The organism is Streptomyces sp. NPDC013157 (genome assembly GCF_042899865.1).
Lineage (GTDB): Bacteria > Actinomycetota > Actinomycetes > Streptomycetales > Streptomycetaceae > Streptomyces.
The window spans coordinates 136,268-159,026 of record NZ_JBIBAK010000017.1 but is presented as its reverse complement, the minus strand read 5'-3'; the positions used below and the strand labels follow the sequence as shown (position 1 = coordinate 159,026).

At 72.0% G+C, this 22,759-nt stretch carries 24 protein-coding genes and 1 tRNA gene; 14 read left to right on the top strand and 11 right to left on the bottom strand.

All coding sequences use genetic code 11. The features are described from left to right. Nucleotides 1-38: 38 nt before the first annotated feature. Nucleotides 39-749 carry a hypothetical protein gene (locus ACFY6U_RS39405; RefSeq protein ID WP_390046163.1) on the bottom strand — a complete coding sequence of 237 codons (711 nt, stop codon included), beginning with the start codon at nucleotides 747-749 and terminating at the stop codon, nucleotides 39-41. Between the two features lie 47 nt (nucleotides 750-796). On the opposite strand from ACFY6U_RS39405, the gene ACFY6U_RS39400 reads away from it, so the two are divergent. Continuing rightward, nucleotides 797-985, top strand: a complete 189-nt coding sequence (locus tag ACFY6U_RS39400) for a DUF5703 family protein (RefSeq protein WP_046732800.1) — start codon at nucleotides 797-799, stop codon at nucleotides 983-985. A gap of 85 nt (nucleotides 986-1,070) precedes the next feature. On the opposite strand, the gene ACFY6U_RS39395 is transcribed toward ACFY6U_RS39400, so the two are convergent. From ACFY6U_RS39395 to ACFY6U_RS39385, 3 genes are all read right to left on the bottom strand, one after another. Next, a complete protein-coding gene (locus ACFY6U_RS39395) occupies nucleotides 1,071-2,051 on the bottom strand; it encodes a chaplin (protein WP_390046162.1) in 981 nt (326 codons plus the stop codon). A 138-nt stretch (nucleotides 2,052-2,189) separates the two neighbouring features. Further along, a complete protein-coding gene (chpH, locus tag ACFY6U_RS39390) occupies nucleotides 2,190-2,423 on the bottom strand; it encodes a chaplin ChpH (protein ID WP_046732802.1) in 234 nt (77 codons plus the stop codon). A gap of 162 nt (nucleotides 2,424-2,585) precedes the next feature. Continuing rightward, a complete protein-coding gene (locus tag ACFY6U_RS39385) occupies nucleotides 2,586-3,911 on the bottom strand; it encodes a M20/M25/M40 family metallo-hydrolase (protein ID WP_390046160.1) in 1,326 nt (441 codons plus the stop codon). A gap of 211 nt (nucleotides 3,912-4,122) precedes the next feature. Between ACFY6U_RS39385 and ACFY6U_RS39380 the strand changes: the two genes are divergently transcribed. Then, nucleotides 4,123-4,210: transfer RNA gene (locus ACFY6U_RS39380), tRNA-Leu, on the top strand. Between the two features lie 92 nt (nucleotides 4,211-4,302). On the opposite strand, the gene ACFY6U_RS39375 is transcribed toward ACFY6U_RS39380, so the two are convergent. Continuing rightward, on the bottom strand, nucleotides 4,303-4,539 hold the full coding sequence (locus tag ACFY6U_RS39375) for a DUF397 domain-containing protein (protein ID WP_390046159.1): 237 nt from the start codon (nucleotides 4,537-4,539) through the stop codon (nucleotides 4,303-4,305). A gap of 3 nt (nucleotides 4,540-4,542) precedes the next feature. After that, nucleotides 4,543-5,409, bottom strand: coding sequence for a helix-turn-helix transcriptional regulator (locus ACFY6U_RS39370; RefSeq protein ID WP_351501568.1), 867 nt, complete (start codon nucleotides 5,407-5,409; stop codon nucleotides 4,543-4,545). Nucleotides 5,410-5,651: 242 nt separating this feature from the next. Here ACFY6U_RS39370 and ACFY6U_RS39365 point away from each other — a divergent pair, with 242 nt between their 5' ends. The 4 genes from ACFY6U_RS39365 to ACFY6U_RS39350 all read left to right on the top strand — a co-directional run bounded on the left by ACFY6U_RS39365 (nucleotide 5,652) and on the right by ACFY6U_RS39350 (nucleotide 12,186). After that, on the top strand, nucleotides 5,652-6,095 hold the full coding sequence (locus tag ACFY6U_RS39365; RefSeq protein WP_351501570.1) for an ATP-binding protein: 444 nt from the start codon (nucleotides 5,652-5,654) through the stop codon (nucleotides 6,093-6,095). Between the two features lie 360 nt (nucleotides 6,096-6,455). Further along, entirely contained in the window at nucleotides 6,456-10,322 is a 3,867-nt protein-coding gene (locus tag ACFY6U_RS39360; protein ID WP_390046157.1) for a Pls/PosA family non-ribosomal peptide synthetase, read from the top strand. Between the two features lie 80 nt (nucleotides 10,323-10,402). Further along, complete coding sequence (locus ACFY6U_RS39355; RefSeq protein WP_390046155.1) at nucleotides 10,403-11,776, top strand: M1 family metallopeptidase; 1,374 nt, start codon at nucleotides 10,403-10,405, stop codon at nucleotides 11,774-11,776. Nucleotides 11,777-11,787: 11 nt separating this feature from the next. Continuing rightward, nucleotides 11,788-12,186, top strand: coding sequence for a YchJ family protein (locus ACFY6U_RS39350; RefSeq protein WP_390046153.1), 399 nt, complete (start codon nucleotides 11,788-11,790; stop codon nucleotides 12,184-12,186). A gap of 2 nt (nucleotides 12,187-12,188) precedes the next feature. On the opposite strand, the gene ACFY6U_RS39345 is transcribed toward ACFY6U_RS39350, so the two are convergent. Next, nucleotides 12,189-12,890 carry a FadR/GntR family transcriptional regulator gene (locus ACFY6U_RS39345; protein WP_390046151.1) on the bottom strand — a complete coding sequence of 234 codons (702 nt, stop codon included), beginning with the start codon at nucleotides 12,888-12,890 and terminating at the stop codon, nucleotides 12,189-12,191. 179 nt (nucleotides 12,891-13,069) lie between these two features. Between ACFY6U_RS39345 and ACFY6U_RS39340 the strand changes: the two genes are divergently transcribed. Both ACFY6U_RS39340 and ACFY6U_RS39335 read left to right on the top strand, forming a co-directional pair. Next, the gene (locus ACFY6U_RS39340; RefSeq protein WP_390046149.1) at nucleotides 13,070-13,591 is read left to right on the top strand and encodes a gluconokinase; all 522 of its coding nucleotides are present in this window, start codon (nucleotides 13,070-13,072) and stop codon (nucleotides 13,589-13,591) included. 37 nt (nucleotides 13,592-13,628) lie between these two features. Then, entirely contained in the window at nucleotides 13,629-15,026 is a 1,398-nt protein-coding gene (locus tag ACFY6U_RS39335) for a gluconate:H+ symporter (RefSeq protein ID WP_390046147.1), read from the top strand. Nucleotides 15,027-15,110: 84 nt separating this feature from the next. Here ACFY6U_RS39335 and ACFY6U_RS39330 read toward each other — a convergent pair whose 3' ends face one another. The 3 genes from ACFY6U_RS39330 to ACFY6U_RS39320 all read right to left on the bottom strand — a co-directional run bounded on the left by ACFY6U_RS39330 (nucleotide 15,111) and on the right by ACFY6U_RS39320 (nucleotide 17,524). Next, entirely contained in the window at nucleotides 15,111-15,734 is a 624-nt protein-coding gene (locus ACFY6U_RS39330; RefSeq protein ID WP_390046145.1) for a cytochrome b/b6 domain-containing protein, read from the bottom strand. Then, a complete protein-coding gene (locus ACFY6U_RS39325) occupies nucleotides 15,718-16,458 on the bottom strand; it encodes a molybdopterin-dependent oxidoreductase (RefSeq protein ID WP_390046144.1) in 741 nt (246 codons plus the stop codon). The genes ACFY6U_RS39330 and ACFY6U_RS39325 overlap by 17 nt, the downstream gene beginning before the upstream one ends. Nucleotides 16,459-16,531: 73 nt before the next feature. Further along, entirely contained in the window at nucleotides 16,532-17,524 is a 993-nt protein-coding gene (locus ACFY6U_RS39320; RefSeq protein ID WP_390046142.1) for a hypothetical protein, read from the bottom strand. 390 nt (nucleotides 17,525-17,914) lie between these two features. On the opposite strand from ACFY6U_RS39320, the gene ACFY6U_RS39315 reads away from it, so the two are divergent. The 4 genes from ACFY6U_RS39315 (at nucleotide 17,915) to ACFY6U_RS39300 (ending at nucleotide 20,180) form a co-directional block, all read left to right on the top strand. Beyond that, nucleotides 17,915-18,808: a DMT family transporter gene (locus tag ACFY6U_RS39315; RefSeq protein ID WP_390046140.1), complete on the top strand. Its 894-nt coding sequence runs from the start codon at nucleotides 17,915-17,917 to the stop codon at nucleotides 18,806-18,808. 33 nt (nucleotides 18,809-18,841) lie between these two features. Continuing rightward, nucleotides 18,842-19,351, top strand: a complete 510-nt coding sequence (locus ACFY6U_RS39310; protein ID WP_390046138.1) for an NUDIX hydrolase — start codon at nucleotides 18,842-18,844, stop codon at nucleotides 19,349-19,351. 125 nt (nucleotides 19,352-19,476) lie between these two features. Continuing rightward, nucleotides 19,477-19,869 (top strand): YidH family protein, encoded by a 393-nt coding sequence (locus ACFY6U_RS39305; protein WP_189264843.1) that lies wholly within the window; start codon nucleotides 19,477-19,479, stop codon nucleotides 19,867-19,869. Continuing rightward, the gene (locus ACFY6U_RS39300; RefSeq protein ID WP_351488516.1) at nucleotides 19,866-20,180 is read left to right on the top strand and encodes a DUF202 domain-containing protein; all 315 of its coding nucleotides are present in this window, start codon (nucleotides 19,866-19,868) and stop codon (nucleotides 20,178-20,180) included. The genes ACFY6U_RS39305 and ACFY6U_RS39300 overlap by 4 nt, the downstream gene beginning before the upstream one ends. A gap of 18 nt (nucleotides 20,181-20,198) precedes the next feature. On the opposite strand, the gene ACFY6U_RS39295 is transcribed toward ACFY6U_RS39300, so the two are convergent. Beyond that, nucleotides 20,199-21,140, bottom strand: coding sequence for an NADP-dependent oxidoreductase (locus ACFY6U_RS39295; protein WP_390046137.1), 942 nt, complete (start codon nucleotides 21,138-21,140; stop codon nucleotides 20,199-20,201). 128 nt (nucleotides 21,141-21,268) lie between these two features. On the opposite strand from ACFY6U_RS39295, the gene ACFY6U_RS39290 reads away from it, so the two are divergent. Then, entirely contained in the window at nucleotides 21,269-21,565 is a 297-nt protein-coding gene (locus tag ACFY6U_RS39290) for a hypothetical protein (protein ID WP_390046135.1), read from the top strand. Nucleotides 21,566-21,730: 165 nt separating this feature from the next. Next, the gene (locus ACFY6U_RS39285) at nucleotides 21,731-22,753 is read left to right on the top strand and encodes a phosphotransferase family protein (protein WP_390046133.1); all 1,023 of its coding nucleotides are present in this window, start codon (nucleotides 21,731-21,733) and stop codon (nucleotides 22,751-22,753) included. The last annotated feature ends 6 nt before the right edge of the window (nucleotides 22,754-22,759 follow it).

Genomic DNA, 22,759 nt, shown 5'->3' with positions numbered 1-22,759 from the left:
CCGGCGGCTCGGCCCGGGCCGAGCCGCCGGCCGGTGGATCAGCGCTCGGCGTCCAACGGCTCCAGATCCTCGTCCTCGTCCAGGTCGAGGTCGTCCAGCTCGTCGGTCTCCGCGGCGTCCTCGCCGTCCTCCGCGTCCTCGTCGTCGAAGACCGCGCTGACGTCGAAGCGGCACACCACCCGCTGCGGGTCGACCCCCTCGAAGGGTGCCTCCAGCCACTCGCCGGGCTCGGCCGGCTCGTCCGCCGCGGTCACCCAGAGCGTGGAGTCGCCCTCCTCCAGGCCGAACTCCTTGTGCCGGGAGGCGATCTCGTCCGGCTCGAACTCGCCGAACAGGACGCCCAGCGCCCCGTGGATCGTGCCGGCCGCGTCCTCGTCCGCGCCGGGGCCGTCGTCGTACTCCGCCGCCTCGACCCGCTGGGCCTGCGCCAGCAGCCTCTGAGGTTCCGCCACGGCGTAGTCGCGGCGGATCAGCACGCTGATCGCGTTCGGTTCCTCGGGGCCCGCGTACGGCGGCAGCGAGTCGTCCGTACCGGGAATCTCGAAGGGTGTGACCTCGTCGTAGCGGTCGTACAGGAGCTCGTCGTAGACCTCGGCGGCCGCGGCCAGCTGGTTGAACGCCTCGTAGACAGCCGGGTCGTCCTCCCCCGACCTGCGTTCGACCGCGGCCAGATGGCGGTCGAGCGCGGTCTTGACCGCCTCGGCGGCGGCGCGTACCTCGGCAGCGGTGGGCTGCGCAGCATCAGACATAGTGCAGACGCTATCCGTACCGGGCACCAGCCCGCACAATAGATGCGATGCCGGAATACGAATTTGTCGACGTGTACGTACCTCGCGGGGTGTCCCGCAAGGAGGCCACACGTCTGCTGACGGACCATGCCGAGTACGGACACTGGGAGTTGGACCGACTGAGCCTCATGCGCGACGGCAGCCGCAGGGTGCGGTTGCGCCGGCGGATCATCCGCCAGGTGCGTGCCACATGGTGAGACTGGCCGACTGACGGAAAGGGCCCCGCGTCGACGGGGCCCCTTCCGTTCCACGCACCGCCGCCGGTGCGTCACCGTCCGTGCGCTACGCAGCGGCGCGCGCCCTGCGGTACAGGACCGCGCCCGCGAGCAGCGCGCCCGCGCCCGCCGGGAGCGCGAGACCGAGCGGCAGGTCACTGCCGGTGTGCGCGAGCTGCGGGGCGGCGACGGGCTGACTCACCGAGGCGCTGCCCAGCGGATTGACGACGCCGGAGCCGTGGGCACCGGTCGGGACGGTGTTACGCCCGGAGTGAGCGGGAGGCGTTCCGGGAGGCGTTCCCGGGTGCTGCCCCGTGCCCGGGTGTCCCGGCTGGCCCGGGGTCCCCGGGTGTCCCGGCTGCCCCGGAGTTCCGGGATTCCCCGGCTTCCCGGGCGGGTTGCCCCCGTGCCCAGGTGGCGTGCCATGGCCTCCGTGACCACCATGGCCTCCGTGACCGCCATGGCCTCCGTGACCGCCGTGTCCGGGCGGCTGCGTGGGGTGACCACCACCCGGATGTCCCGGAGTTCCGGGGTGCCCGGGGTGTCCTGGGTGCCCCGTGTGGCCGGAACCCCCGCCGTTGGCACACTCGTTGCCCACCGCGGCGTTGCCGACGCCGATGACGTTGACGCTGTTGCCGCAGACATTGACCGGGACGTCGATCGGCGCCTGCACGGTGTTGCCCGAGCCGACACCGGGCGAGCCCGCGGTGTGTCCCCCGGCGTGCGAGCCGCCATGGCTGCCGTGACCACCGTGACCGCCGTAGCCTCCGGTGTCACCGTAGCCCGTCGAAGCACCACCCCCGCCGCCCCGGTTGGCGCACTTGTTGCCCATCGACGGGTTGAGGGCGCCGACGACGTTCACGGTGTTCCCGCAGACGTTCACCGGTACGTGTACCGGCGCCTGCACGGTGTTGCCGGAGAGCACGCCGGGTGAGTCGGTGGCGGAGCCGACGGCTCCCGAGTCGGCATGGGCGTAACCGCCCGCCGCGGCGATCACGCCGGTCGCCGCGGCCACTGTCATAAGGCCCTTGCGGGTACCCTGTCGCATTTTATGAATTCCCCCCTGCCTTGGATCCTGACCTAGCATTCACCGCAGAGAAAACCTGCGGAAAAACCGGCCGGCCCCGGAGCGCATGGCGCGCGCTCCAGGGCCGACGGAAAGACGACGCCCCTCAGGGAGCCGGCGTCACTTGTTGATGCAGGTGTTGCCGAAGGCGGGGTTCAGCAGCCCGATCACGGAGATCGTGTTGCCGCAGACGTTCACCGGGACGTGCACGGGAACCTGGATCACGTTGCCGGAGATGACACCCGGGGAACCCACGGCAGCACCCTGGGCACCCGAGTCGGCGACGGCCAGGCCCGCACCCGCGAGAACCAGACCACCAGTGGCAGCCGCAGCAGCGACGACCTTCTTGAGCATTATTCCTCCTTGTTGGCAATGCGATTCCAAGTAGCGGATCGCATGAGATGTAACGAGGAGGGAGTAATGGAGCTACGAGCTTATCGTCGCATTCACTCTTTTCAGTCGACCTCGTACAGCCGCCCGATTAGCTGAAGCCAGGGCTTCACGACCCGTACGGCTTCACGACGCGTCGATGAAGCGGTCGAGCACGCGCACCCCGAACTGCAGCCCGTCCACCGGCACCCGCTCGTCCACGCCGTGGAACATGCCTGCGAAGTCCAGCTCCGGCGGCAGCTTGAGCGGCGCGAAGCCGAAGCCGCGGATGCCGAGGTCGTCGAAGGACTTGGCGTCGGTGCCGCCGGAGAGCATGTAGGGGATGGCCTTGGCCGTCGGGTCCTCGGCGAGCAGCGAGGACTGCATGGCCTCCACCAGGGCCCCGTCGAAGCTGGTCTCCAGGGCTTTGTCGGAGTGCACGTCCGAACGGACCACGTTCGGGCCGAGGATCCGGTCGAGGTCGGCGAGGAACTCCTCCTCGTGACCGGGCAGGAAGCGGCCGTCCACGTGCGCGGTGGCCTCGCCGGGGATGACGTTGACCTTGTAGCCGGCGTTCAGCTGGGTCGGGTTGGCGGTGTTGCTGAGGGTCGCGCCGATCAGCTTGGCGATGCCGCCGAGCCGGGCCAGCGTCGACTCCATGTCCTCCGGGTCGAGCTCGGTGCCGAGCGCGTCGCCCAGCTCGTCGAGGAAGGCCCGGGTGGTCTTGGTGACCCGCACCGGGAACCTGTGCCGGCCGAGCCGGGCCACGGCCTCGGAGAGTTCGGTGATCGCGTTGTCGCGGTGGATCATCGAGCCGTGCCCGGCGGTGCCGGCCACCTTCAGCTTCATCCAGTGCATGCCCTTCTCGGCCGTCTGGATGAGGTAGAGCCGGCGCTGCTCGTTCACCGTGAAGGAGAACCCGCCGACCTCGCTGATCGCCTCGGTGACGCCGTCGAAGAGGTCCGGGTGGTGGTCGACCAGGTGCCGGGCGCCCCAGGTGCCGCCGGCCTCCTCGTCGGCGAGGAAGGCCAGCACGATGTCCCGGGGCGGCTTCCGGCCGCTGCGCAGCCGGTCCCGGACGACCGCCAGGGTCATCGCGTCCATGTCCTTCATGTCGACGGCGCCCCGCCCCCACACGCACCCGTCCGCGATCTCGCCGGAGAAGGGGTGGTGGGTCCAGTCGTCGGCGTTGGCCGGTACGACGTCGAGGTGGCCGTGGATCAGCAGGGCGGGCCTGGAGGGGTCCGCGCCCTCGATGCGGGCCACCGTCGAGGCGCGGCCCAGGTGGGACTCGAAGATCTTCGGCTCCAGGCCGACCTCGGCGAGCTTCTCGGCGACCCACTCGGCGGCCTTGCGCTCACCGGGACCGGAGTGGTCGCCGTAGTTGCTGGTGTCGAACCGGATCAGCTCGCGGCAGAGGTCCACGACCTCGTCCTCGCCGGTGACGCCCCTGGCCGTGTCCGTCTCGCTCACGCTGCTTCCTTCCGCTGTCACTGCCGCCCGGTCCCCGCCATCCTCTCTCCCTTCCCGCTCCGGGCCCAAGGCCGGTCCCGGCCCGTCACACGCCGTTCACGCCCGCGGGTCCCGGAACGGGGTGTGATCGGCCACCCCCGAAAGCCTGGTAGTGTTTCCTCCGTCGCCGCGAGGGAAACCCGCACGGAACACTTCGCACGACAGACACCTTGTCCGGGTGGCGGAATGGCAGACGCGCTAGCTTGAGGTGCTAGTGCCCTTTATCGGGCGTGGGGGTTCAAGTCCCCCCTCGGACACCATGAAGAAACCCCTGCTGAGCAGGGGTTTCTTGGTTTTTGAGCGGTCTTTGGAGCGGAGCGCGGGCGACCACCTCGCGGTGGGCGCCGCTGTCTCAGCCGAGGCCGTCCAGGCCGCCTATTCGGCCGTCACGCAGGGCGACGGCGGAGGTGAACGCACGGAGCGTGGTGCGGTCCAGCAGGAGCGCGGGCCCGTCGGGCCGCTTGCTGTCGCGGACCGCGACCGTCGCCTCGTCGACGATCCCGCATTCCACGCAGTCGGACTGTGATGCGGACGCCGAGGACTTCCACCAGGTCACCGGCAGAGTCGACGCGTCGTCAACGTGCTTCATTCGCTATTCGTTCTTCCTTATCTGGGTGATCAGTTCCACCGACGCCTCGACGGACTCGGCGGCAGACGTGAGGCGTTGCCACGCGGCCCGGTGCGTGGAGACCCGATCACGTTCCTCGATGTACAGGGCGGAGGTCAGCCCTTCCTGGTGGACGACGTCCAGGTCCGTGTGCGGACCGAAGCCCAGGATGCTGAAGGTGCCGGTGAGCCCGGCGTGCAGGGGAGCGTCCGATCTCAACACCTGGATGTTGATGTTCGGGCGCCGCCCCATCGTAAGCAGGCGCCCCAACTGCTCGTACATCAGGGCGGGATCCTCGGTGGTGGAGCGCAGGGCCTGTTCGGAGATGATCGCCCAGAGCGCCAGCGGGTCGCTGTCCCGGGTGAGGACGGCCTGGCGTGCCAGCCGTACCTCGACGAGCGCGTCGACCCGTGCCTCGACCGCCTCGGACATGGCGGTCGCCCGGATGATCTCGCGGGCGTACTCGGCGGTCTGGAGCAGTCCGGGGACCATGCCCAGCTGCCAGGTGGAGACCGTCTCGGCCTCCGCCTCCAGGCTGATCAGGTCCTCGTACACCGGGGTGAGGACACCCCGGTACGAGTGCCACCAGCCGCGCCGGCCGCCCTCCTTGGTGAGCGTGATCAGGGCCGCGCGCAGTTCGTCGCTGACGTCGCGGCCGAGTTCGCCGTACAGGTGGAGCAGCGCCTGGATGTCCGCTGCCTTGGGGGCGGTCTTGCCGGTCTCCATCCGGGACAGCTTGGAGGAGACGAACGCGCCCTCGGAGTGCTCGGCGACCTCGTCGAGGGTGAGTTCGCCGCGCAGTTCGCGCAACTTCGCACCGAGCCGTCGCCGGCGCACCGTGGGCGTGCTCACGGGTTCCCCCTTCTGTCCGGTGAACTGCCCGACAGTCTGCCCGTGCCGCCCCGACCCCCGCCACCGACTGACGACTTGTGCCGCAAGTCTCTCAAGGCGATGCGCAATATTTCACATCTCGTGGGACGTATTGCTATCGACTGTGCCGTGAAGGCACCATGAATCCGGGAAATACGACAGTGACCGCACTCGCATGGCGAACTACCGTGCCTGCGTTGGGACATGCCCGTGAGGGGATGCACATGATCGAACGCCAGCGGAGCACCACGACCGAACCCCGCCCCGTGCAAGTCGCCCCACCGCCGGTCCTGTTACTGGCCAGCGAACCTCAGTCGGCCAAAGCCGCCCGGCTGTTCGTGAGCGACTTCATCGCGCACCACACCCCCGACGCCTCCCGCGACCACATCGACGCGGTCGCCCTGGTCACCTGCGAGCTGGTCACCAACTCCCTGCGCTACGAGACCGACCCGGACGACCCGGTCCGTCTCGTCATCGACACCGACGGCTCCCGGACCCGGGTCGAGGTGCACGACCCGCTGGGCCGCCATCCCCGGCTGCGCCCTATCTCGGTCGAACGGGACCGGGGGCGCGGCCTGCTGATCCTCGACGCGCTCTGCTCGGGCCGCTGGGGTGTGGGCAACCTGCCCTGGGGCAAGTCCATCTGGGCCGAGGTCAGCGCCGCGTGACGTCCGGCGCCTCGTGACGTTTCCTCCGCCCCCACGGCGACGGCCGGTTCCGCGGCGTTCTCTCCCCCCTCTCCGCCGCAGGGCCGGCCGTTGCCGTACGGACCGCCGGACACATGGAGTTGACCTGCCTCACGCTGTGTGTCCCATCTCTCGTCGTGCGCGGAGAATCCCAGGTCAGGAGTTGCTTAAGATTCAAGGGACTGCTCCGAACGGCCGTCTCCGGGTGGCCGCGAGATGAACGGGAACCTAGCGTCGTACTAATATTTCCGGCTTGTTACCTAGCCGGAGCCGGACAACCCCAGGCAGACCTGCGGGCCCGCCGGCACCCCGGAGGTTCCGGGAACGAGACGCGAGGACCGGATGGCAGCGATTGACGAGAGCAGTGCTCTCGGCCTGCTCGACGAAGAGATCCGCGAGGAGTTCGGGGACACGGCACGATTCTCGGCCGGGGCGGCGGCATCGCCGCGCACGCTCGTGGACGTGTTCGAAGCAACGGTACGGGCGCACCCCGATGAGCCCGCACTGGACGACGGCACCGCCCAGCTCACCTACCGCGCGCTCGCCACCGAGGTGGCGCGGCTGCGGGTGCGGCTCGCCGAGGCCGGGATCGGGCTCGGGGACCGCGTGGGCGTCCGGGTCCCCTCCGGCACCAACGACCTCTACATCGCCGTACTCGGCGTCCTCGCGGCCGGTGCCGCGTACGTGCCCGTCGACGCCGAGGATCCGGACGAGCGGGCCGCACTGGTGTTCGGCGAGGCGGAGGTGGCGGCCGTCCTCGGCGAGAGGCTGCACATCGACGTACGCCGTGCCTCCGAGCGGTCCTCCGGCCGTCCCGGCGCCGAGCACGACGCCTGGATCATCTTCACCTCCGGGTCCACCGGCAAGCCCAAGGGCGTCGCCGTCACCCACCGCAGCGCCGCCGCCTTCGTCGACGCCGAGGCCGCGCTGTTCCTGACCGAGGAGCCGATCGGGCCCGGCGACCGGGTCATGGCGGGCCTCTCGGTGGCCTTCGACGCCTCCTGCGAGGAGATGTGGCTCGCGTGGCGCTACGGCGCCTGTCTGGTGCCGGTGCCGCGCTCCCAGGTGCGCTCCGGCGCCGACCTCGGCCCCTGGCTGGTCGAGCAGGAGATCACCGTCGTCTCGACCGTGCCCACCCTGGCCGCCCTCTGGGAGCCCGAGACCCTCAACGACGTCCGCCTCCTCATCTTCGGCGGCGAGGCCTGCCCGCCCGAGCTGGCGCAGCGGCTGGTGACCGAGGGCCGCGAGGTCTGGAACACCTACGGCCCCACCGAGGCCACCGTGGTCGCCTGTGCCGCCCTGATGACCGGCGAGGAGCCGATCCGCATCGGGCTGCCGCTGAACGGCTGGGAGCTCGCCGTCGTGGACGACGCGGGCGTGCCCGTGGCCATGGGCGAGAGCGGCCAGCTGGTGATCGGCGGGGTCGGCCTCGCCCGGTACCTCGACGCGGAGAAGGACGCCGAGAAGTACGCGCCGCTGGAGTCGCTGGGCTGGGAGCGGGCGTACCGCAGCGGTGACCTGGTGCGCGCCGACCGTGAGGGGCTGGTCTTCCTCGGGCGCGCCGACGAGCAGATCAAGCTCGGCGGCCGCCGGATCGAGCTGGGCGAGGTCGACGCGGCCCTCCAGGCGCTCCCCGGTGTCGCGGGCGCGGCGGCGGCCGTACGGACCGCGCGCAGCGGCAACCAGCTCCTGGTCGGCTATGTCGTCACCCAGGACGGCTGGGACCACGCGGCGGCCGTCGAGAAGCTGCGCGCCGAGCTGCCCGCGGCCCTGGTGCCGCTGCTTGCGCCGGTCGCCGAGCTGCCCACCCGCACCTCCGGCAAGGTCGACCGCAACGCCCTGCCCTGGCCCCTGGAGGGCCTGGAGACCGGCGGCCCGGCCGAGCAGCTGTACGGCACCGAGGCCTGGCTCGCCGAGCAGTGGACCGAGGTCCTCGGCATCCCGGTGGGCAGCGCCTCCGACGACTTCTTCGCGATCGGCGGCGGCAGCCTGTCCGCCGCCCAGCTCACCACCCGGCTGCGCACCCGCTACCCGAGCGCGGCCGTCCTCGACATCTACCAGCAGCCGGTGCTGCGCAAGCTGGCCCGCCGGCTGGAGGAGTCCGTGCAGGACGACGGCGCCGAGCGCACCGTCGCGCCCGTGCCGCGCGGCGCCCAGCTGGTGCAGCTGCTGCTCCTGCTCCCCCTGTTCACCCTCCTCGGGCTGCGCTGGACGGTGGTCCTCGCCGCGCTCGGCAACGTGCTGGGCGGCTACGGCTGGCTGCCCACCGCGCCCTGGTGGCTGGTCGCCGTCGGGGCCCTGGTGCTGTTCACCCCGCCCGGCCGGATCGCGATCGCGGCCGGTGGCGCGCGGCTGCTGCTGCGGGACCTGAAGCCGGGCACCTACCCGCGCGGCGGCTCCGTCCATCTGCGGCTGTGGGCGGCGGAGCGGCTGGCCGAGTCCGCCGGGGCGACCACGCTGACCGGGTCCTGGCTGGAGCGGTACGCGCGGGCGCTCGGCGCCAAGATCGGTCCCGAGGTGGACCTGCACTCGCTGCCGCCGGTCACCGGCCTGCTCAGGGTCGGGCGGGGCGCGGCCGTGGAGTCCGAGGTGGACCTGTCCGGCTCCTGGCTGGACGGGGACCGGCTGGTGATCGGCCCGGTCCGGATCGGCGCCCACGCGGTCGTCGGGACGCGCAGCATGCTCTTCCCGGGCGCCCGCGTCGGCAAGCGCGCCGAGGTGGCCCCCGGCTCGGCGGTCACCGGACAGATCCCGACCGGCCAGCGCTGGGCCGGCGCCCCGGCGGTCAAGCTGGGCAAGGCCAAGCGGAACTGGCCCAAGCACCGGCCGCAGCGCGGCACCTACTGGCGGGTGATGTACGGCCTGACGGGTCTCGGGCTCAGCGCGCTTCCGGTGCTCTCCGGTGCCGCCGCGCTGCTGGTCGCCGGGCGTTTCGTGGCCCCCGGCGACGGCCTCGCCGAGGCCCTGCGGGGCGCGGCGGTCGCGCTGGTCCCGGCCACGCTGGCCTTCGGGCTGGCGTACGCCCTGCTGATCCTGGTCTCCGTGCGGCTGCTGAGCCTGGGGCTGCGCACCGGCACCTACCCGACGCACAGCCGGACCGGCTGGCAGGCGTGGACGGTGTCCCAGCTGATGGACCGCTCCCGCGAGACGCTGTTCCCGCTGTACGCGGGCCTGGTCACGCCGGTGTGGCTGCGGCTGCTCGGGATGCGGATCGGGCGCGGGGCCGAGGTGTCGACCGTGCTCGCGCTGCCGACCCTGACGACGGTCGGCGAGGGCGCGTTCCTGGCCGACGACACGCTGACCGCGCCGTACGAGCTCGGTGGCGGGTACGTGCGGATAGGGCGTGCGGAGATCGGGCGGCGGGCGTTCCTCGGGAACTCCGGGATGACCGCGCCGGGCCGCAGCGTGCCGGACGGCGGTCTGGTGGGGGTGCTGTCGGCGACGCCGAAGAAGGCCAAGAAGGGCACGTCGTACCTGGGGCTGCCGCCGGTGAAGCTGCCGCGCAGCGCGGCCGACGGCGACCAGAGCCGGACGTACGAGCCGCCGGCCCGGCTGCTGTGGGCGCGGGCGCTGGTGGAGACGTGCCGGATCGTGCCGGTGCTGTGCTCGGTGGCGCTGGCGGGGCTGACGGTGGCCGCGCTGTGCGCGCTGGGTGCCTGGGCGCCGCTGCTGTCGGGGCTGGTGCTGCTCGGCGCCGGTGCCGTCGCCGGTCTGGTGTCCGTGCTGGCCAAGTGGGTGCTGGTCGGGCGGCACCGCAGCGGGGAGCACCCGCTGTGGAGCTCGTTCGTGTGGCGCAACGAGCTGGCCGACACGTTCGTCGAGGTGCTGGCGGTGCCGTGGCTGGCCGGCTCGGTGCCGGGTACCCCGGTGATGACGGCCTGGCTGCGCGGGCTCGGCGCCCGCATCGGCAGGGGCGTCTGGGTGGAGAGCTACTGGCTCCCGGAGACGGACTTGGTCACACTGGAGGACGCGGCCACCGTGAACCGCGGCTGTGTCCTGCAGACTCACCTCTTCCACGACCGGATCTTGCGGACGGATACTGTGGTTCTCCGTGAGGGCGCCACCCTGGGCCCTGGCGGGATCGTGCTGCCCGGCAGCACGATCGGGGCCCGCACCACCCTGGGTCCCGCGTCGCTCGTCATGGCGGCGGAGTCGGTCCCCGACGACACCCGCTGGCTCGGCAACCCGATCGAGGCATGGCGTCCCTGAGCGCGGGCCGTCCGGTGGTGGCCGCGGGCATCGGTGCACCGAGGGACGGTTCGAGCACAGCGCAGGGAGCGATCGCGGAAGTGGCAGTGCAGCAGTCAGCGGGTCCGGACCCGTACTTCCCGGACAACGGCGATCCCCGGTACCGGGTGCATCGCTATGAGCTCACGCTGGACTACCGGCCGGGACCCAACCGCCTGGCCGGCACGGCCCGGATCAACGCCATCGCGGGCCGCGCCGCCCTGCCCGAGTTCCAGCTGAACCTGGCCGACTTCAAGATCGGCCGGATCCGGGTGGACGGCCGCCAGCCGCACTGGACGCACCGCGGCGGCCGGCTGCGGGTCAAGCCCGCGAAGCCGCTGCGCGCCGGGGCCGCCTTCACCGTGGAGATCCACTGGTCGGGCAACCCCAAGCCGGTGAACAGCCCCTGGGGCGGGATCGGCTGGGAGGAGCTGACGGACGGCGCGCTGGTGGCCAGCCAGCCGGTCGGCGCGCCCTCCTGGTTCCCGTGCAACGACCGGCCGGCCGACAAGGCGTCGTACCTGCTCTCGGTCACCTGCCCGTCGGCGTACTCGGTGGTGGCCGGCGGCCGGCTGCTCACCCGGACCACGAAGGCGTCCACGACGACCTGGGTGTACGAGCAGGCGGCGCCGACGTCGAGCTACCTGGTGAGCCTGGCGATCGGCAAGTTCCAGACGGTGCTGCTCGGCGATCCGGGCTTCGGCGGGATCCCGATGCACGGCCACATACCGGCGCAGCTGCTCCCCGAGTTCTCCAGGGACTTCGCGCGGCAGCCCGCCATGATGGACCTGTTCCAGCGGCTGTTCGGGCCGTACCCGTTCGACGAGTACGCCGTGGTCGTCGCCGACGAGGAGTTCGACGTCCCCGTCGAGGCCCAGGGGTTGTCGCTGTTCGGCGCCAACCACGTGGACGGCGCGCGGGGTTCGGAACGCCTGGTGGCGCACGAACTCGCCCACCAGTGGTTCGGCAACAGCGTGTCCATCGCCGACTGGCGGCACATCTGGCTGAACGAGGGGCTCGCCAAGTACGCGGAGTGGCTGTGGTCGGAGCGGTCCGGCGGGCGCAGCGCGCAGCAACTGGCGGCCGGCGCCCACCGGTTGCTGTCCGGGCTGCCGCAGGACATCCGGATCGCGGCCCCGGGCAAGAAGGCGATGTTCGACGACCGGCTCTACGAGCGCGGCGGGGTCACGATCCACGCGGTCCGCTGCGCGCTCGGCGACGAGCGGTTCTTCCACATGCTGCGGGCGTGGGCGGGGCTGCACCGGGGCGGGTCGGTGACGACCGCGATGTTCACGGCCCACGTCAACCGGTTCGCGGACGAGCCGCTGGACGGCCTCCTCGACGCCTGGGTGCACCGCACGGCACTGCCCGCGCTCCCCACCCTCGCCGTCCCGGCACGTCCGGCGCAGCCGCCCACCAACGCCGAGTCGGCGTAGGGGGCGGGTCCGTGGCACCGAAGCGACCCCGGCGGCAGTCCGCCGCCGGCTGCCCGTGCGGGCTCCCGGAGACGTACGAGAACTGCTGTGGCCGGTTCCACCGCGGTGCGGCGGCGCCCACCGCGGAGGCGCTGATGCGCTCGCGCTACAGCGCCTTCGTGAAGCGTGACGAGCCGTACCTGCTGCGCACCTGGCATCCCCGGACCCGGCCCGCCCGGCTCGACCTGGACCCCGGGATGCGGTGGACCGGTCTGGAGATCCTGGCGACGACCGACGGCTCGGCCTTCCACTCCACCGGCACGGTGACCTTCCGCGCCTCGTTCCGGGACGGCTCGCTGCTGGAGCGCAGCCGGTTCGAGCGGGTCGACGGGGCCTGGGTGTATCTGGACGGGGAGTTCCCGGAGCAGTAGGGCTACGGCGCGAGGATGTCCAGCTCCTGGAGGGCGCCCGCCGTGATCTCGCGGGTCAGGTGTTCCGCGCGGGACGCGTCGCCCTCGCGCACCGCCTCCGCGAGCTGGACGTGGAGGGTGACGGCGGCGGGGTCGGGGTCCTCGAACATGACCTCGTGCTGGGTACGGCCCGAGAGGACCTCGGCCACGACGTCGCCGAGCCGGGCGAACATCTCGTTGCCCGACGCCACCAGGATCACCCGGTGGAAGGCCACGTCGTGGAAGAGGTACCCCTCCAGCCTGTGGCCGCGTGAGTTGGCGACCATGCCGAGGGCGCACTCGGTGAGCTCGGCGCACTGCTCGGCCGTGGCGTGCCGCGCCGCCAGGCCTGCCGCCACCGGCTCGATCGCCGAGCGCAGCACGGTGAGCGAGCGCAGCTGGTGCGGGCGGTCGGCGCCGGCCAGGCGCCAGCGGATGACCTGCGGGTCGTAGACGTTCCACTCGGTCTTCGGGCGGACGGTGACGCCCACCCGGCGGCGGGACTCGACCAGGTGCATGGATTCGAGGACCCGGACCGCCTCGCGCATCACGGAGCGTGACACCTCGAAGTGCTGGGCGAGCTCGTCGGTGCGCAGGACGCTGCCCGGCGGGTACTCGCCCGCGGTGATGGCGGGGCCGAGGGTGTCCAGTACTCGGCCGTGCAGGCCCCGGCCCGGTGTGCTCATGCACTCAGCGTACCGAGTGGATCACAGGGCCAAAAAGTCAGACTTATTAGTCACAGACTCTTGAATTCGTCGTACCTAATGGGTTTCAGTGAGGCCGACACCGGATGTCGTACGCCGGTGTCCTCTCGTCGAGGTCTCGGCGAGGACCCGAGGCATCCGAGGAAGAGAGCGAGGCAGGGATGCGGACCCCTCACGTCGTCGTGGTGATGGGCGTCGCCGGCACGGGCAAGACCACGATCGGTCCCCTGCTCGCCGCCCGGCTCGGCGTCCCGTACGCCGAGGGCGACGACTTCCACCCGCCGGCCAACATCGCCAAGATGTCGGCCGGCCACCCGCTCGACGACGCCGACCGGTGGCCGTGGCTGGACGCCATCGGCGCCTGGGCACACGGGCGGGCGGGGCTCGGCGGAGTGGTCAGCAGCTCCGCGCTGAAGCGGTCGTACCGCGACCGGCTCCGGGCCGCCGCCCCCGGCATCGTGTTCCTGCACCTGACCGGTGACCGGGGGCTCATCGAGGACCGGATGTCGCACCGGCAGGGCCACTTCATGCCGACCGCGCTGCTGGACTCCCAGTTCGCCACGCTCCAGCCGCTGGAGGCGGACGAGGCCGGTGTCGCCGTGGAGGTCTCGGGCACCCCCGAGGAGATCACCGCACGGGCCGTCCGCGCGCTCGACGCGCTGCCCGACCGCACCCCTCAGTAATCACCCAGTTCCCGTTCCGACAACTGCAAGGAACCCCGTGACCAGACTCAGCGTCGAGATGCTGGCAGCGGACACCGTCGCGCCCATCACCTCGGCCGGACACGCCCGGCTCGGCATCGCCGTCCTGCTGGGCATCGCCGTCATCGTCCTGCTCATCACCAAGTTCAAGCTCCACGCCTTCCTGGCGCTGACCATCGGCTCGCTCGCGCTCGGCGCGTTCGCCGGGGCGCCGCTCGACAAGGTCATCACCAGCTTCACCACCGGGCTCGGCGCCACCGTCGCCGGCGTGGGTGTCCTGATCGCGCTCGGGGCGATCCTGGGCAAGCTGCTGGCCGACTCCGGCGGCGCCGACCAGATCGTCGACACGATCCTCGCCAAGGCCGGCAGGCGGGCGATGCCCTGGGCGATGGTGCTGATCGCCTCCGTGATCGGGCTGCCGCTGTTCTTCGAGGTCGGCATCGTGCTGCTCATCCCGGTGGTGCTGATGGTCGCCAAGCGCGGCCACTACTCCCTGATGCGCATCGGCATCCCGGCCCTCGCCGGTCTGTCCGTGATGCACGGCCTGGTGCCGCCGCACCCCGGCCCGCTGGTCGCGATCGACGCGGTCCACGCCAACCTGGGCGTCACCCTGGCCCTCGGCGTCCTGGTCGCGATCCCGACGGTGATCATCGCCGGTCCGCTGTTCTCGAAGGTCGCGGCCCGCTGGGTGGACGTGCAGGCCCCCGACCGGATGCTCCCGCAGCGTCCGTCCGAGGAGCTGGCGAGCCGCCCCGGCTTCGGCGCCACCCTCGCCACCATCCTGCTGCCGGTCGTCCTGATGCTGTCCAAGGCACTGGTCGACATAGTCGTCGACGACCCGGCGGACACCGTCCAGCGCGTCTTCGACGTCGTCGGCTCCCCGCTGATCGCGCTGCTCGCGGCCGTCGTCGTCGGCATGTTCACGCTGGGCCGGCCGGCCGGGTTCTCCCGGGACCGGATCTCGCAGACCGTCGAGAAGGGGCTCGTGCCCATCGCGGGCATCCTCCTCATCGTCGGCGCGGGCGGCGGCTTCAAGCAGACGCTGATCGACTGCGGTGTCGGCCAGATGATCCTGGAGATCTCCAAGGACTGGTCGATCCCGGCCCTGCTGCTGGCCTGGCTGATCGCGGTCGCGATCCGCCTCGCGACCGGCTCCGCGACGGTCGCAACGGTCTCCGCGGCGGGCCTGGTGGCTCCCCTCGCCGCCGACATGTCGACGGCCCACACGGCCCTCCTGGTCCTGGCCATCGGCGCCGGCTCGCTGTTCTTCAGCCATGTCAACGACGCGGGATTCTGGCTGGTCAAGGAGTACTTCGGCCTGACCGTCGGCCAGACCCTCAAGACCTGGTCGGTCATGGAGACGATCATCTCGGTGGTGGCGGGCGGCCTGGTGCTGCTGCTGTCCCTGGTGATCTAGAGGCGGGACGGGAGCGGAGTCCGGCGGTGCGGTCGACGAGGCACCGCCGGACGCCGTCGGCATGCGTTCGGCGGCGTCTCGCGGTTACGGCCGCCACAGGGGATGTTCGCGCTTGGCCCACTCACGGCTCACCGTTCCCGTGCGCAGGCCCCGTCTCGCCTCCGGGTCGCCCAGGGCCATGCCGACGTGGCCGGCCAGGACGATGCCGATGGTGAGGGCCAGCCAGTCGTGGACGAAGGTGGCCGAGGTGCGCCACATCAGGGGGGTGAGGTGGGTGAACCACATCAAAAGGCCCGTGGCGAGCATGACGAGCGTCGCGCCGGCGATCCAGTTCGCGTAGATCTTCTGCCCGGCGTTGAACTTGCCCGCCGGCCGGGAGGACGGGCGCTTGTCACGGCTCAGGGCGGCGTGCAGCCAGAGCTTGTCGTGGGGGCCGAAGCGGTTCAGGAAGCCGAGGTCCCTGCGGAAGGCACGGGAGGCGAGGCCCAGGACGACCGGGACCGGAAGGGCGAGGCCCGCGCACTCGTGGATGCGGACGACCAGTTCGCGGCGGCCGACCAGGATCGCCAGCTGCGGGATGTAGAGGCAGGCGGCCGTCGCGACGCAGAGGCCCATCAGCAGCGCCGTGGTGCGGTGGATCCAGCGCTCGGCCGCGGTGAAGCGGTGCAGCCGGTCCGTGGCGGCCGGGGCCTCAGCTCGTAGGCTCATCGTCACGTCCGTTCGAGCGGCCGACCCAGGCGTCGACGTCGTAGCCGAGGTTCTCCCAGTATCCCGGTTCGACCTTGTCGGTGACCGTGATGCCGGAGAGCCACTTGGCCGACTTGTAGAAGTACATGGGGGCGACGTAGAGGCGGACCGGGCCGCCGTGGTCGTGGGTGATGGCCTTGTTCCGCATCCGCAGCGCGACCAGGACGTCCGACCGGCGCGCCTGGTCGAGGGTGAGGCTCTCGGTGTACGCGCCGTCGAAGCAGGTGAAGTGGATCGCCCTGGCACTGTCCCGGACGCCCGCCAGGTCCAGGAGGTGGGAGAGGCGGACGCCCTCGAAGGGCGTGTCGGGCACCCGCCAGCCGGTCACGCACTGGACGTCCTTGACCAGCCTGGTCTGCGGCAGGGCCCGCAGGTCGGCCAGGGTGTACGTCTGCGGCTTGTCGACCAGGCCGTCGATCTTCAGCTGGTAGTCCGCGGCGGTCTTGTCCGGCACGGACCCGGTCACCGAGTAGTAGCGGAAGCCGCCGCCGTTCGGGAGGAGTCCGGTCAGACCCGTGGGGTCCTTGCCGGAGAAGGCGCCGAGGACCGTCTCGGTCATGCGCTGCAGCACCGGCGCGGTCACCAGGCCGAGCGCGCCGAGACCGATCGTGCCGAGGAACACCCGGCGTCCGACCGGGCTGCCCTCCTCGGTGCGCCGTGGTTCCTCGGATCGTTCAGAGTTCACGCACTCATTCGAACACCGTCGGGCCGTGTTCGGCCACGGAATCCGGCGGCCGTAAGGAATCCACAACCTCTTCTCATGAACCGCGCAGCGTCCGCCCGCGGGCGGCCCGGAACGCCTCGCACGGGTCGCGGTCCGGGTACGACCAGGGCGCCGCGGTGGCATGGCGGCCGATCCGCTGGAACAGGGCAGCGGCCTCGGCGTACCGGCCGGCGCCGAAGGTGGCGTGGGCGAGGTGGTTGAGGTCGATGTACCGGCGGGGGTGTTCCTCGATCCCCCACTCCAGCCACCAGTCGAAGGCGGCGCCCAGGGCGCGCAGCGCGGACGGCTCGGTCCAGTGCCCGGCGGCGGCCGGGTCGGCGGGAGCCCGGCCGGCGGCGGCCAGCGCCCGGTGGCGTTCGGTGTGGGCGACGACCGGCAGGACGGCGAGCGGGGAGTCGGCCGGGGCGTCGGCCGCCGCGCGTTCCGCGAAGGCGCGCAGCTCGTGCGTCCCCCGGGTCTCGGTCTCCGCGATCCGGGCCGCCATCAGGTGGTGGGCGTGGTGGTGCTCGGGATGCCGGCGGCGCACCTCGGTGAAGACGCGGCGCGTCTCCTCGTCGGTGCCCAGGTGGCGGGCGAGCAGCAGGAGGCCGAGCCAGGGGGTCGGGTCGGCGGGGGCGAGTGCGGCGGCGCCGGCGCAGGCCTCGCGGGCCCGGTCCGGCTCCTCCCTGCCGCGCAGGGCGCGCCGGACCAGGGTCAGGGCGTACAGGGTGGCGGCGCCTGCGGAGCCGGGCTCGGCGAGCAGCCACTCGCGGGCCCAGGCGATGGCGTAGGGCTCGCGGGCGAGGACCGTGACGCGGTGGCCCCGGCGGTCCCATTCGTCACCCGTGTGGAGCAACAGGGAGCGGGCGGACTGCCAGCGGCCCTGGGCCAACGCGGCCCGCGCGGAGATGAGTTCGGCGTCGTCGAAGGCGTCGTCGGGACAGTGTTCGCACCCGGGGTGCGCTGTCGCGGGAGGAGCCTCGGCGACGGCCGGGCCGGGGCCTGCCACGGCCGGGCCTGGGCCCAAGAGGGGCGGGGTTGGGGGCACCGCGGAACTTCCTGGTTGTCGGGCTGCCATCGGCCGATCACGCACAGCAAACCCCCAGCCAAGACTTTGCGTCAAGCTGAACGGGGCTGGTACTCCGTTCAACTACCTTGCGCGGAGCGGAACTTGACGCGCGCCGGGGTCCGGTTGGCGTACGGTGGCCGTGGGGCTCCGGGTTCCGGCTGTGGTGTACGCCATGGCGCGGGCCGCCCGGGCGTCGGACCATGGCCGTAGGGTCCCGTCGCCGCTCCGCTCCGCCCACCGTGATCGACCCGGGCGGCGTGACCGAGTCAACCGCCCGGTTCCGGGTACTCCCGGAGCAATCCCCGTCCGGGAGCGCTACAGTCGGCCACTACGCACTCCGTAGCCCGGCCGCAGATCGAGGTACGCAGCGTGTCCGTTCTGGTTCTGATTCTCGCCGTGAGCGCGGCCTGTTGCCTGGGCTTCGGGTTCGTGCTCCAGCAGAACGTCGCCCAGAAGGCACCGCTCAGCGACTTCCTCTCGCCCCGGCTGCTGCTCGACCTGATGCGGGTGCCGCGCTGGCTCGGCGGTATCGGCCTGATGGTGGCCGGCATGATCCTCGGCGCGATCGCCCTCGGCAAGGGCGAGATCTCCCTCGTGGAACCACTGCTCGCGACGAACCTCCTGTTCGCCCTCGCGCTCTCCCGGCACCAGACCAGGCATCCCCTGAGCCACCAGGGCTGGGCGGGCCTCATCCTGCTCGCGGGCGGGGTGACCTCGTTCATCCTGGCCGGACAGCCACGCGGCGGCGACGCCGTCACCAACCCGCTGCGCCACTGGCTGATCATCGGCGTGATGGTCGGCACAGCCCTGCTGCTCACGACCTACGCCAAGCGGTCCCGCCTGAGCGCGGGCCCCACCCTGCTCGCCCTCGCCGCCGGCCTGCTCTACGGCGTCCAGGACGCCCTGACCCGGGTCACCAGCACCCGCTTCTCCGAGGGCGGCATCATGGAGGTGCTGACCGGCTGGCAGCCGTACGGCGTGCTGGTGCTCGGAGTCACCGGGCTGATCCTCGTCCAGAGCGCGTTCGAGACGGCGGAGCTGCGCAACTCGCTGCCCGCGCTCACCGCGGCCCAGCCGCTCGCCGGGATCCTGTGCGGGGTGGGGTTCCTCGGGGACCGGCTGCGCACCGACACCGGTGCGCTGGCCTGGGAGGCGGCGGGGCTCGCGGCGATCGTGGCGGGCATCGTGCTGCTCGGTCTGCATCCGGCGATGCCGCGCGGTACGGCGCCGAAGGAGCCGTCGCTGGACCTCCAGCCGCGCTGACGCCGACGGCCGCCCGCCTGGTTGGATGGCGGCATGAGCGCTGCTGACGAGATCCTCGACATCGTCGACGAGAACGACCAGGTGATCGGCACGTCCCCGCGCGGCGAGGCGTACGCCCGGGGCCTGCGCCACCGCTGCGTCTTCATCCAGGCCCGCGATGCCGCCGGCCGCGTCTTCGTCCACCGCCGCACCGCGACCAAGCTGGTCTTCCCCTCCCTGTACGACATGTTCGTCGGCGGTGTGGTCGGTGCGGGCGAGTCCTACGACGACGCGGCGCTGCGGGAGGCCGAGGAGGAACTGGGCGTGAGCGGTCTCCCCCGGCCGACGTTCCTCTTCAAGTTCCTGTACGACGACGGCGCCGGGCAGAGCTGGTGGTCGGCGGTGTACGAGGCGCGCTGCGAGCTGCCGGTGCGACCGCAGGTGGAGGAGGTGGCGTGGCACGACTTCCTGAGCGAGGAGGAACTGCTGTCCCGGCTCGGGGAGTGGGAGTGGGTGCCGGACGGGGTGGCGGCGTGGGAGCGGCTGCGGGAGTGGCGGGGCTGAGGCGGGGGACGCTTACCGGCGCCGGCAGGGTGCTCCCCCGGCCGAAGGCTGGGGGAGGAACTGCGCGATCAGCCCCCACTGGCCCGCACCCGGACTACGACGGCCCCCCGGTAGGCTTCCTACACGTGATCGAATTCGTACGGAACGTCCGCCTGTGGTTCGCCCCCGAGGTCGTGCGGCAGGAGGGCACGACCCCCGACTACCGTTTCTCCCTCGCCAACGAGCGGACCTTCCTGGCCTGGCTGCGCACCGCCCTCGCCCTCATCGGCGGCGGATTCGCCGTGGACCAGTTCCTGCCCGACCTGGGCCGCGGCTGGCGCATCGGCCTCGCCCTCGCCCTCCTCGCCGCAGGCGTCCTCTGCTCGTTGCGCGCCGTGAACCACTGGATGCGCTGCGAGCGGGCGATGCGGCGCGGTGAGGACCTGCCGGTGTCCCGGTTCCCGGCACTGCTGAGCGTGGTCATCGCGGTGGTCGCCGTAGCGATGGTCGTCGTCGTGCTCGTCGGGTGGGAGGGATGACGGAGCCGTCCCGCGACCCCGGGCTCCAGCCGGAGCGGACCCGGCTGGCCTGGCGCCGTACGACCCTGTCGGCGACCGTCGCCGCGGTACTCGCGGCCAAGACCGCACTGCACGGCAGCACCTCGGCCGCCGGCGTCGTCGCCTGCGCCGCCTGCTGCATCCTGTGGCTGGGCTTCCTCCTGGTCGCCCACCGCCGTATCCGCGCCCTCGCGGTCATCGGCCGCCCCCCGGCTCTCACCCCCCGGCAGGCGGCCGCGGCGGTGCTGTGCACGGTCGCCGTCGCGCTGTGCGCCGCCGCACTGGTCGTGTAGCCCCTCGTCGGCCGCCGTTCAGCCCTCCTCCGGCCAGTCCACGGTGACCACCAGCTTGCCCCGGGTGTGCCCCTGCCGGCTGCGGCGCTGCGCGTCGGCCGCCGCCTTCAGGGGAAACGTGTCGGCGACGTGGACGCTGAGCACGCCCTGCTCCGCGAGCGCGGTGAGCCGGGTGAGGTCCTCGGCGTCGGGGCGCACGAAGCAGTAGCGGCCGCCGAAGTCCACCACGTCCGGGTCGGCGATCGAGGCCATCCGGCCCTCGGGGGCGAGGAGGTTCGCCGAGACGGTCAGGGCCTCCCCGCCGACGGTGTCGAAGACGGCGGCCACGCCCTCCGGGGCCAGTCCCCGCACGCGTTCGGCCAGGCCCGCGCCGTAGGTCACCGGCTCGCCGCCGAGGCCGCGGACGAAGTCGTGGTTGGGCTCGCTCGCCGTGCCGAGGACCCGGGCGCCGAGGTGGACCGCGATCTGGACGGCGAGCGAGCCGACCCCGCCGGCTGCGGCGTGCACCAGGACCGTCTCGCCGCGCTTGACCTCCAGGGCGTGCACCAGCACCTGGTAGGCGGTGAGGCCGGCCAGCGGCAGCCCGGCGGCCTGCTCGTAGGTGAGGTTGCGCGGCTTGCGGGCGAGGGTGCGCACCGGGGCGGCGACGTACTCGGCGAAGGTGCCCCGGGAGAGGAAGTCCTCGCGGACGTAGCCGATCACCTCGTCGCCGACCGCGAACTCGGTGACGGCGGCGCCCGGCTGCACGACCACCCCGGAGACGTCCCAGCCGGGGATCACCGGGAAGACGGCGTCCAGGATGCCGTGCAGATGGCCCTCGCGGCACTTCCAGTCGACCGGGTTGACGGCCGCCGCGCGGACTTTCACCAGCACCGAGTCGGGGCCGACCTTCGGGTCCTTGACCTCGCCGTACTCCAGCACCTCGGGGCCGCCGTACCGGCTGTAGCTGATGCCTTTCATGCAAACGACCCTCCGGGGTGCTCGGACGCCACGCAACCGGGATGCCCGCATATGTGCCGTTTGCGTGGCAGCCTGGCCGTCGGCATCACGCCACCCTCCTGAACCCTGTACCCCTGAAGGCGAGCACCATGACCACCCTTCATCAGGAACACACCGCACACGGCCACAGCCACGGACCGGACTGCGGGCACGACCAGGTGCCGCACGGCGACCACATCGACTACGCCCACAACGGGCACCTGCACCGCGAGCACGGCGGCCACTGGGACGAGTGCGAGCCCGACGGCCACGTCACCCACGAGGCGCACGAGCACCGGCACGGGGAGGGCTGCGGGCACACCGGGGTCCTGCACGGCGATCACATCGACTATCTGCACGACGGCCACCGGCACGCCGAGCACGACGGCCACTGGGACGATCACTGAGCCGGCCCTCACCCACGGCGGCTCCCCGCTCCGCGCGCGGGGAGCCGCCGCCCGCCGTTCGGGCCGTAGGGTGGTCCCGGTCACGTTTGGCTCACCCGCTGGACGACATACCGACTGGTCGGCATCATGAGTTGGGTCCTGTTCATTCGTTCGTAGGAGCGATGCATGAGCCCCGACCACCCGCCCGGACTCGATCTCGACCGGCTGCGCGGCCTGCTCGACCGCGAGCGCCCCGGCCTGGTGACCGGTCCGCTGACCGGAAGGCTGATCGAGGGCGGACGGTCGAACCTCACCTACGCGGTCGCCGACTCCGCCTCGAAGTGGGTCGTACGGCGGCCACCGCTGGGCCATGTCCTGGCCACCGCCCACGACATGAGACGCGAGCACCGGGTGATCAGCGCGCTGTACCCGACCGAGGTGCCGGTGCCGCGTCCGGTGCTGCTGTGCGAGGACGAGGATGTCCTCGGCGCGCCGTTCTACGTGATGGAGTTCGTGGCGGGCACCCCGTACCGCACCTCCGACCAGCTCGTCCCGCTCGGCCCGGAGCGCACCCGCGACGCCGTGCTCTCCCTGGTGGACACGCTCGTCGAACTGCACGCCGTGGATCCCGCGGAGGTCGGCCTCGCCGACTTCGGCCGCCCCGAGGGCTTCCTGGACCGCCAGCTCCGCCGCTGGGGCAAGCAGCTGGACGCCTCCCGCAACCGTGAACTGGCCGGCATCGACGAGCTCCACGCGACCCTGGGCCGCCGCCTGCCCGTGTCGCCCGCGCCCACGGTGATCCACGGCGACTACCGCCTGGACAACGTGCTGATCGGTGACGACGACCGGATCAAGGCGATCCTCGACTGGGAGATGTCCACGCTCGGCGACCCGCTGACCGACCTGGGCCTGCTGGTGATGTACAGCCTGCCGCTGGGCGCGCCGGACTCACCGGTGTCGACGACCGCCGAGGCGCCCGGCCACCCGGACCCGCAGGAGCTGGTCGAGCGGTACGCGGCCCGCTCGGGGCGGGACGTCGCGCAGATCGCCTGGTACACGGCGTTCGCCTGGTTCAAGCTCGCCGTGATCCTGGAGGGCATCCACTACCGGTACACGCTGGGCCAGACGGTCGGGCAGGGCTTCGACCGCATCGGCGACCTCGTGCCCGTCTTCATCGACCACGGACTGACCACTCTTCAGGAAGGCTGACCGGCC

Bases quoted from the DNA above. Each gene is read 5' to 3' on its own strand.
- ACFY6U_RS39375 (WP_390046159.1), bottom strand. From the start codon at position 4,539: ATGAAGCACGTTGACGACGCGTCGACTCTGCCGGTGACCTGGTGGAAG.
- chpH (WP_046732802.1), bottom strand. From the start codon at position 2,423: ATGCTCAAGAAGGTCGTCGCTGCTGCGGCTGCCACTGGTGGTCTGGTT.
- ACFY6U_RS39300 (WP_351488516.1), top strand. From the start codon at position 19,866: ATGACGGAGCCGTCCCGCGACCCCGGGCTCCAGCCGGAGCGGACCCGG.
- ACFY6U_RS39395 (WP_390046162.1), bottom strand. From the start codon at position 2,051: ATGCGACAGGGTACCCGCAAGGGCCTTATGACAGTGGCCGCGGCGACC.
- ACFY6U_RS39295 (WP_390046137.1), bottom strand. From the start codon at position 21,140: ATGAAAGGCATCAGCTACAGCCGGTACGGCGGCCCCGAGGTGCTGGAG.
- ACFY6U_RS39365 (WP_351501570.1), top strand. From the start codon at position 5,652: ATGATCGAACGCCAGCGGAGCACCACGACCGAACCCCGCCCCGTGCAA.
- ACFY6U_RS39310 (WP_390046138.1), top strand. From the start codon at position 18,842: ATGAGCGCTGCTGACGAGATCCTCGACATCGTCGACGAGAACGACCAG.
- ACFY6U_RS39405 (WP_390046163.1), bottom strand. From the start codon at position 749: ATGTCTGATGCTGCGCAGCCCACCGCTGCCGAGGTACGCGCCGCCGCC.
- ACFY6U_RS39345 (WP_390046151.1), bottom strand. From the start codon at position 12,890: ATGAGCACACCGGGCCGGGGCCTGCACGGCCGAGTACTGGACACCCTC.
- ACFY6U_RS39330 (WP_390046145.1), bottom strand. From the start codon at position 15,734: ATGAGCCTACGAGCTGAGGCCCCGGCCGCCACGGACCGGCTGCACCGC.
- ACFY6U_RS39340 (WP_390046149.1), top strand. From the start codon at position 13,070: ATGCGGACCCCTCACGTCGTCGTGGTGATGGGCGTCGCCGGCACGGGC.
- ACFY6U_RS39285 (WP_390046133.1), top strand. From the start codon at position 21,731: ATGAGCCCCGACCACCCGCCCGGACTCGATCTCGACCGGCTGCGCGGC.
- ACFY6U_RS39400 (WP_046732800.1), top strand. From the start codon at position 797: ATGCCGGAATACGAATTTGTCGACGTGTACGTACCTCGCGGGGTGTCC.
- ACFY6U_RS39360 (WP_390046157.1), top strand. From the start codon at position 6,456: ATGGCAGCGATTGACGAGAGCAGTGCTCTCGGCCTGCTCGACGAAGAG.
- ACFY6U_RS39290 (WP_390046135.1), top strand. From the start codon at position 21,269: ATGACCACCCTTCATCAGGAACACACCGCACACGGCCACAGCCACGGA.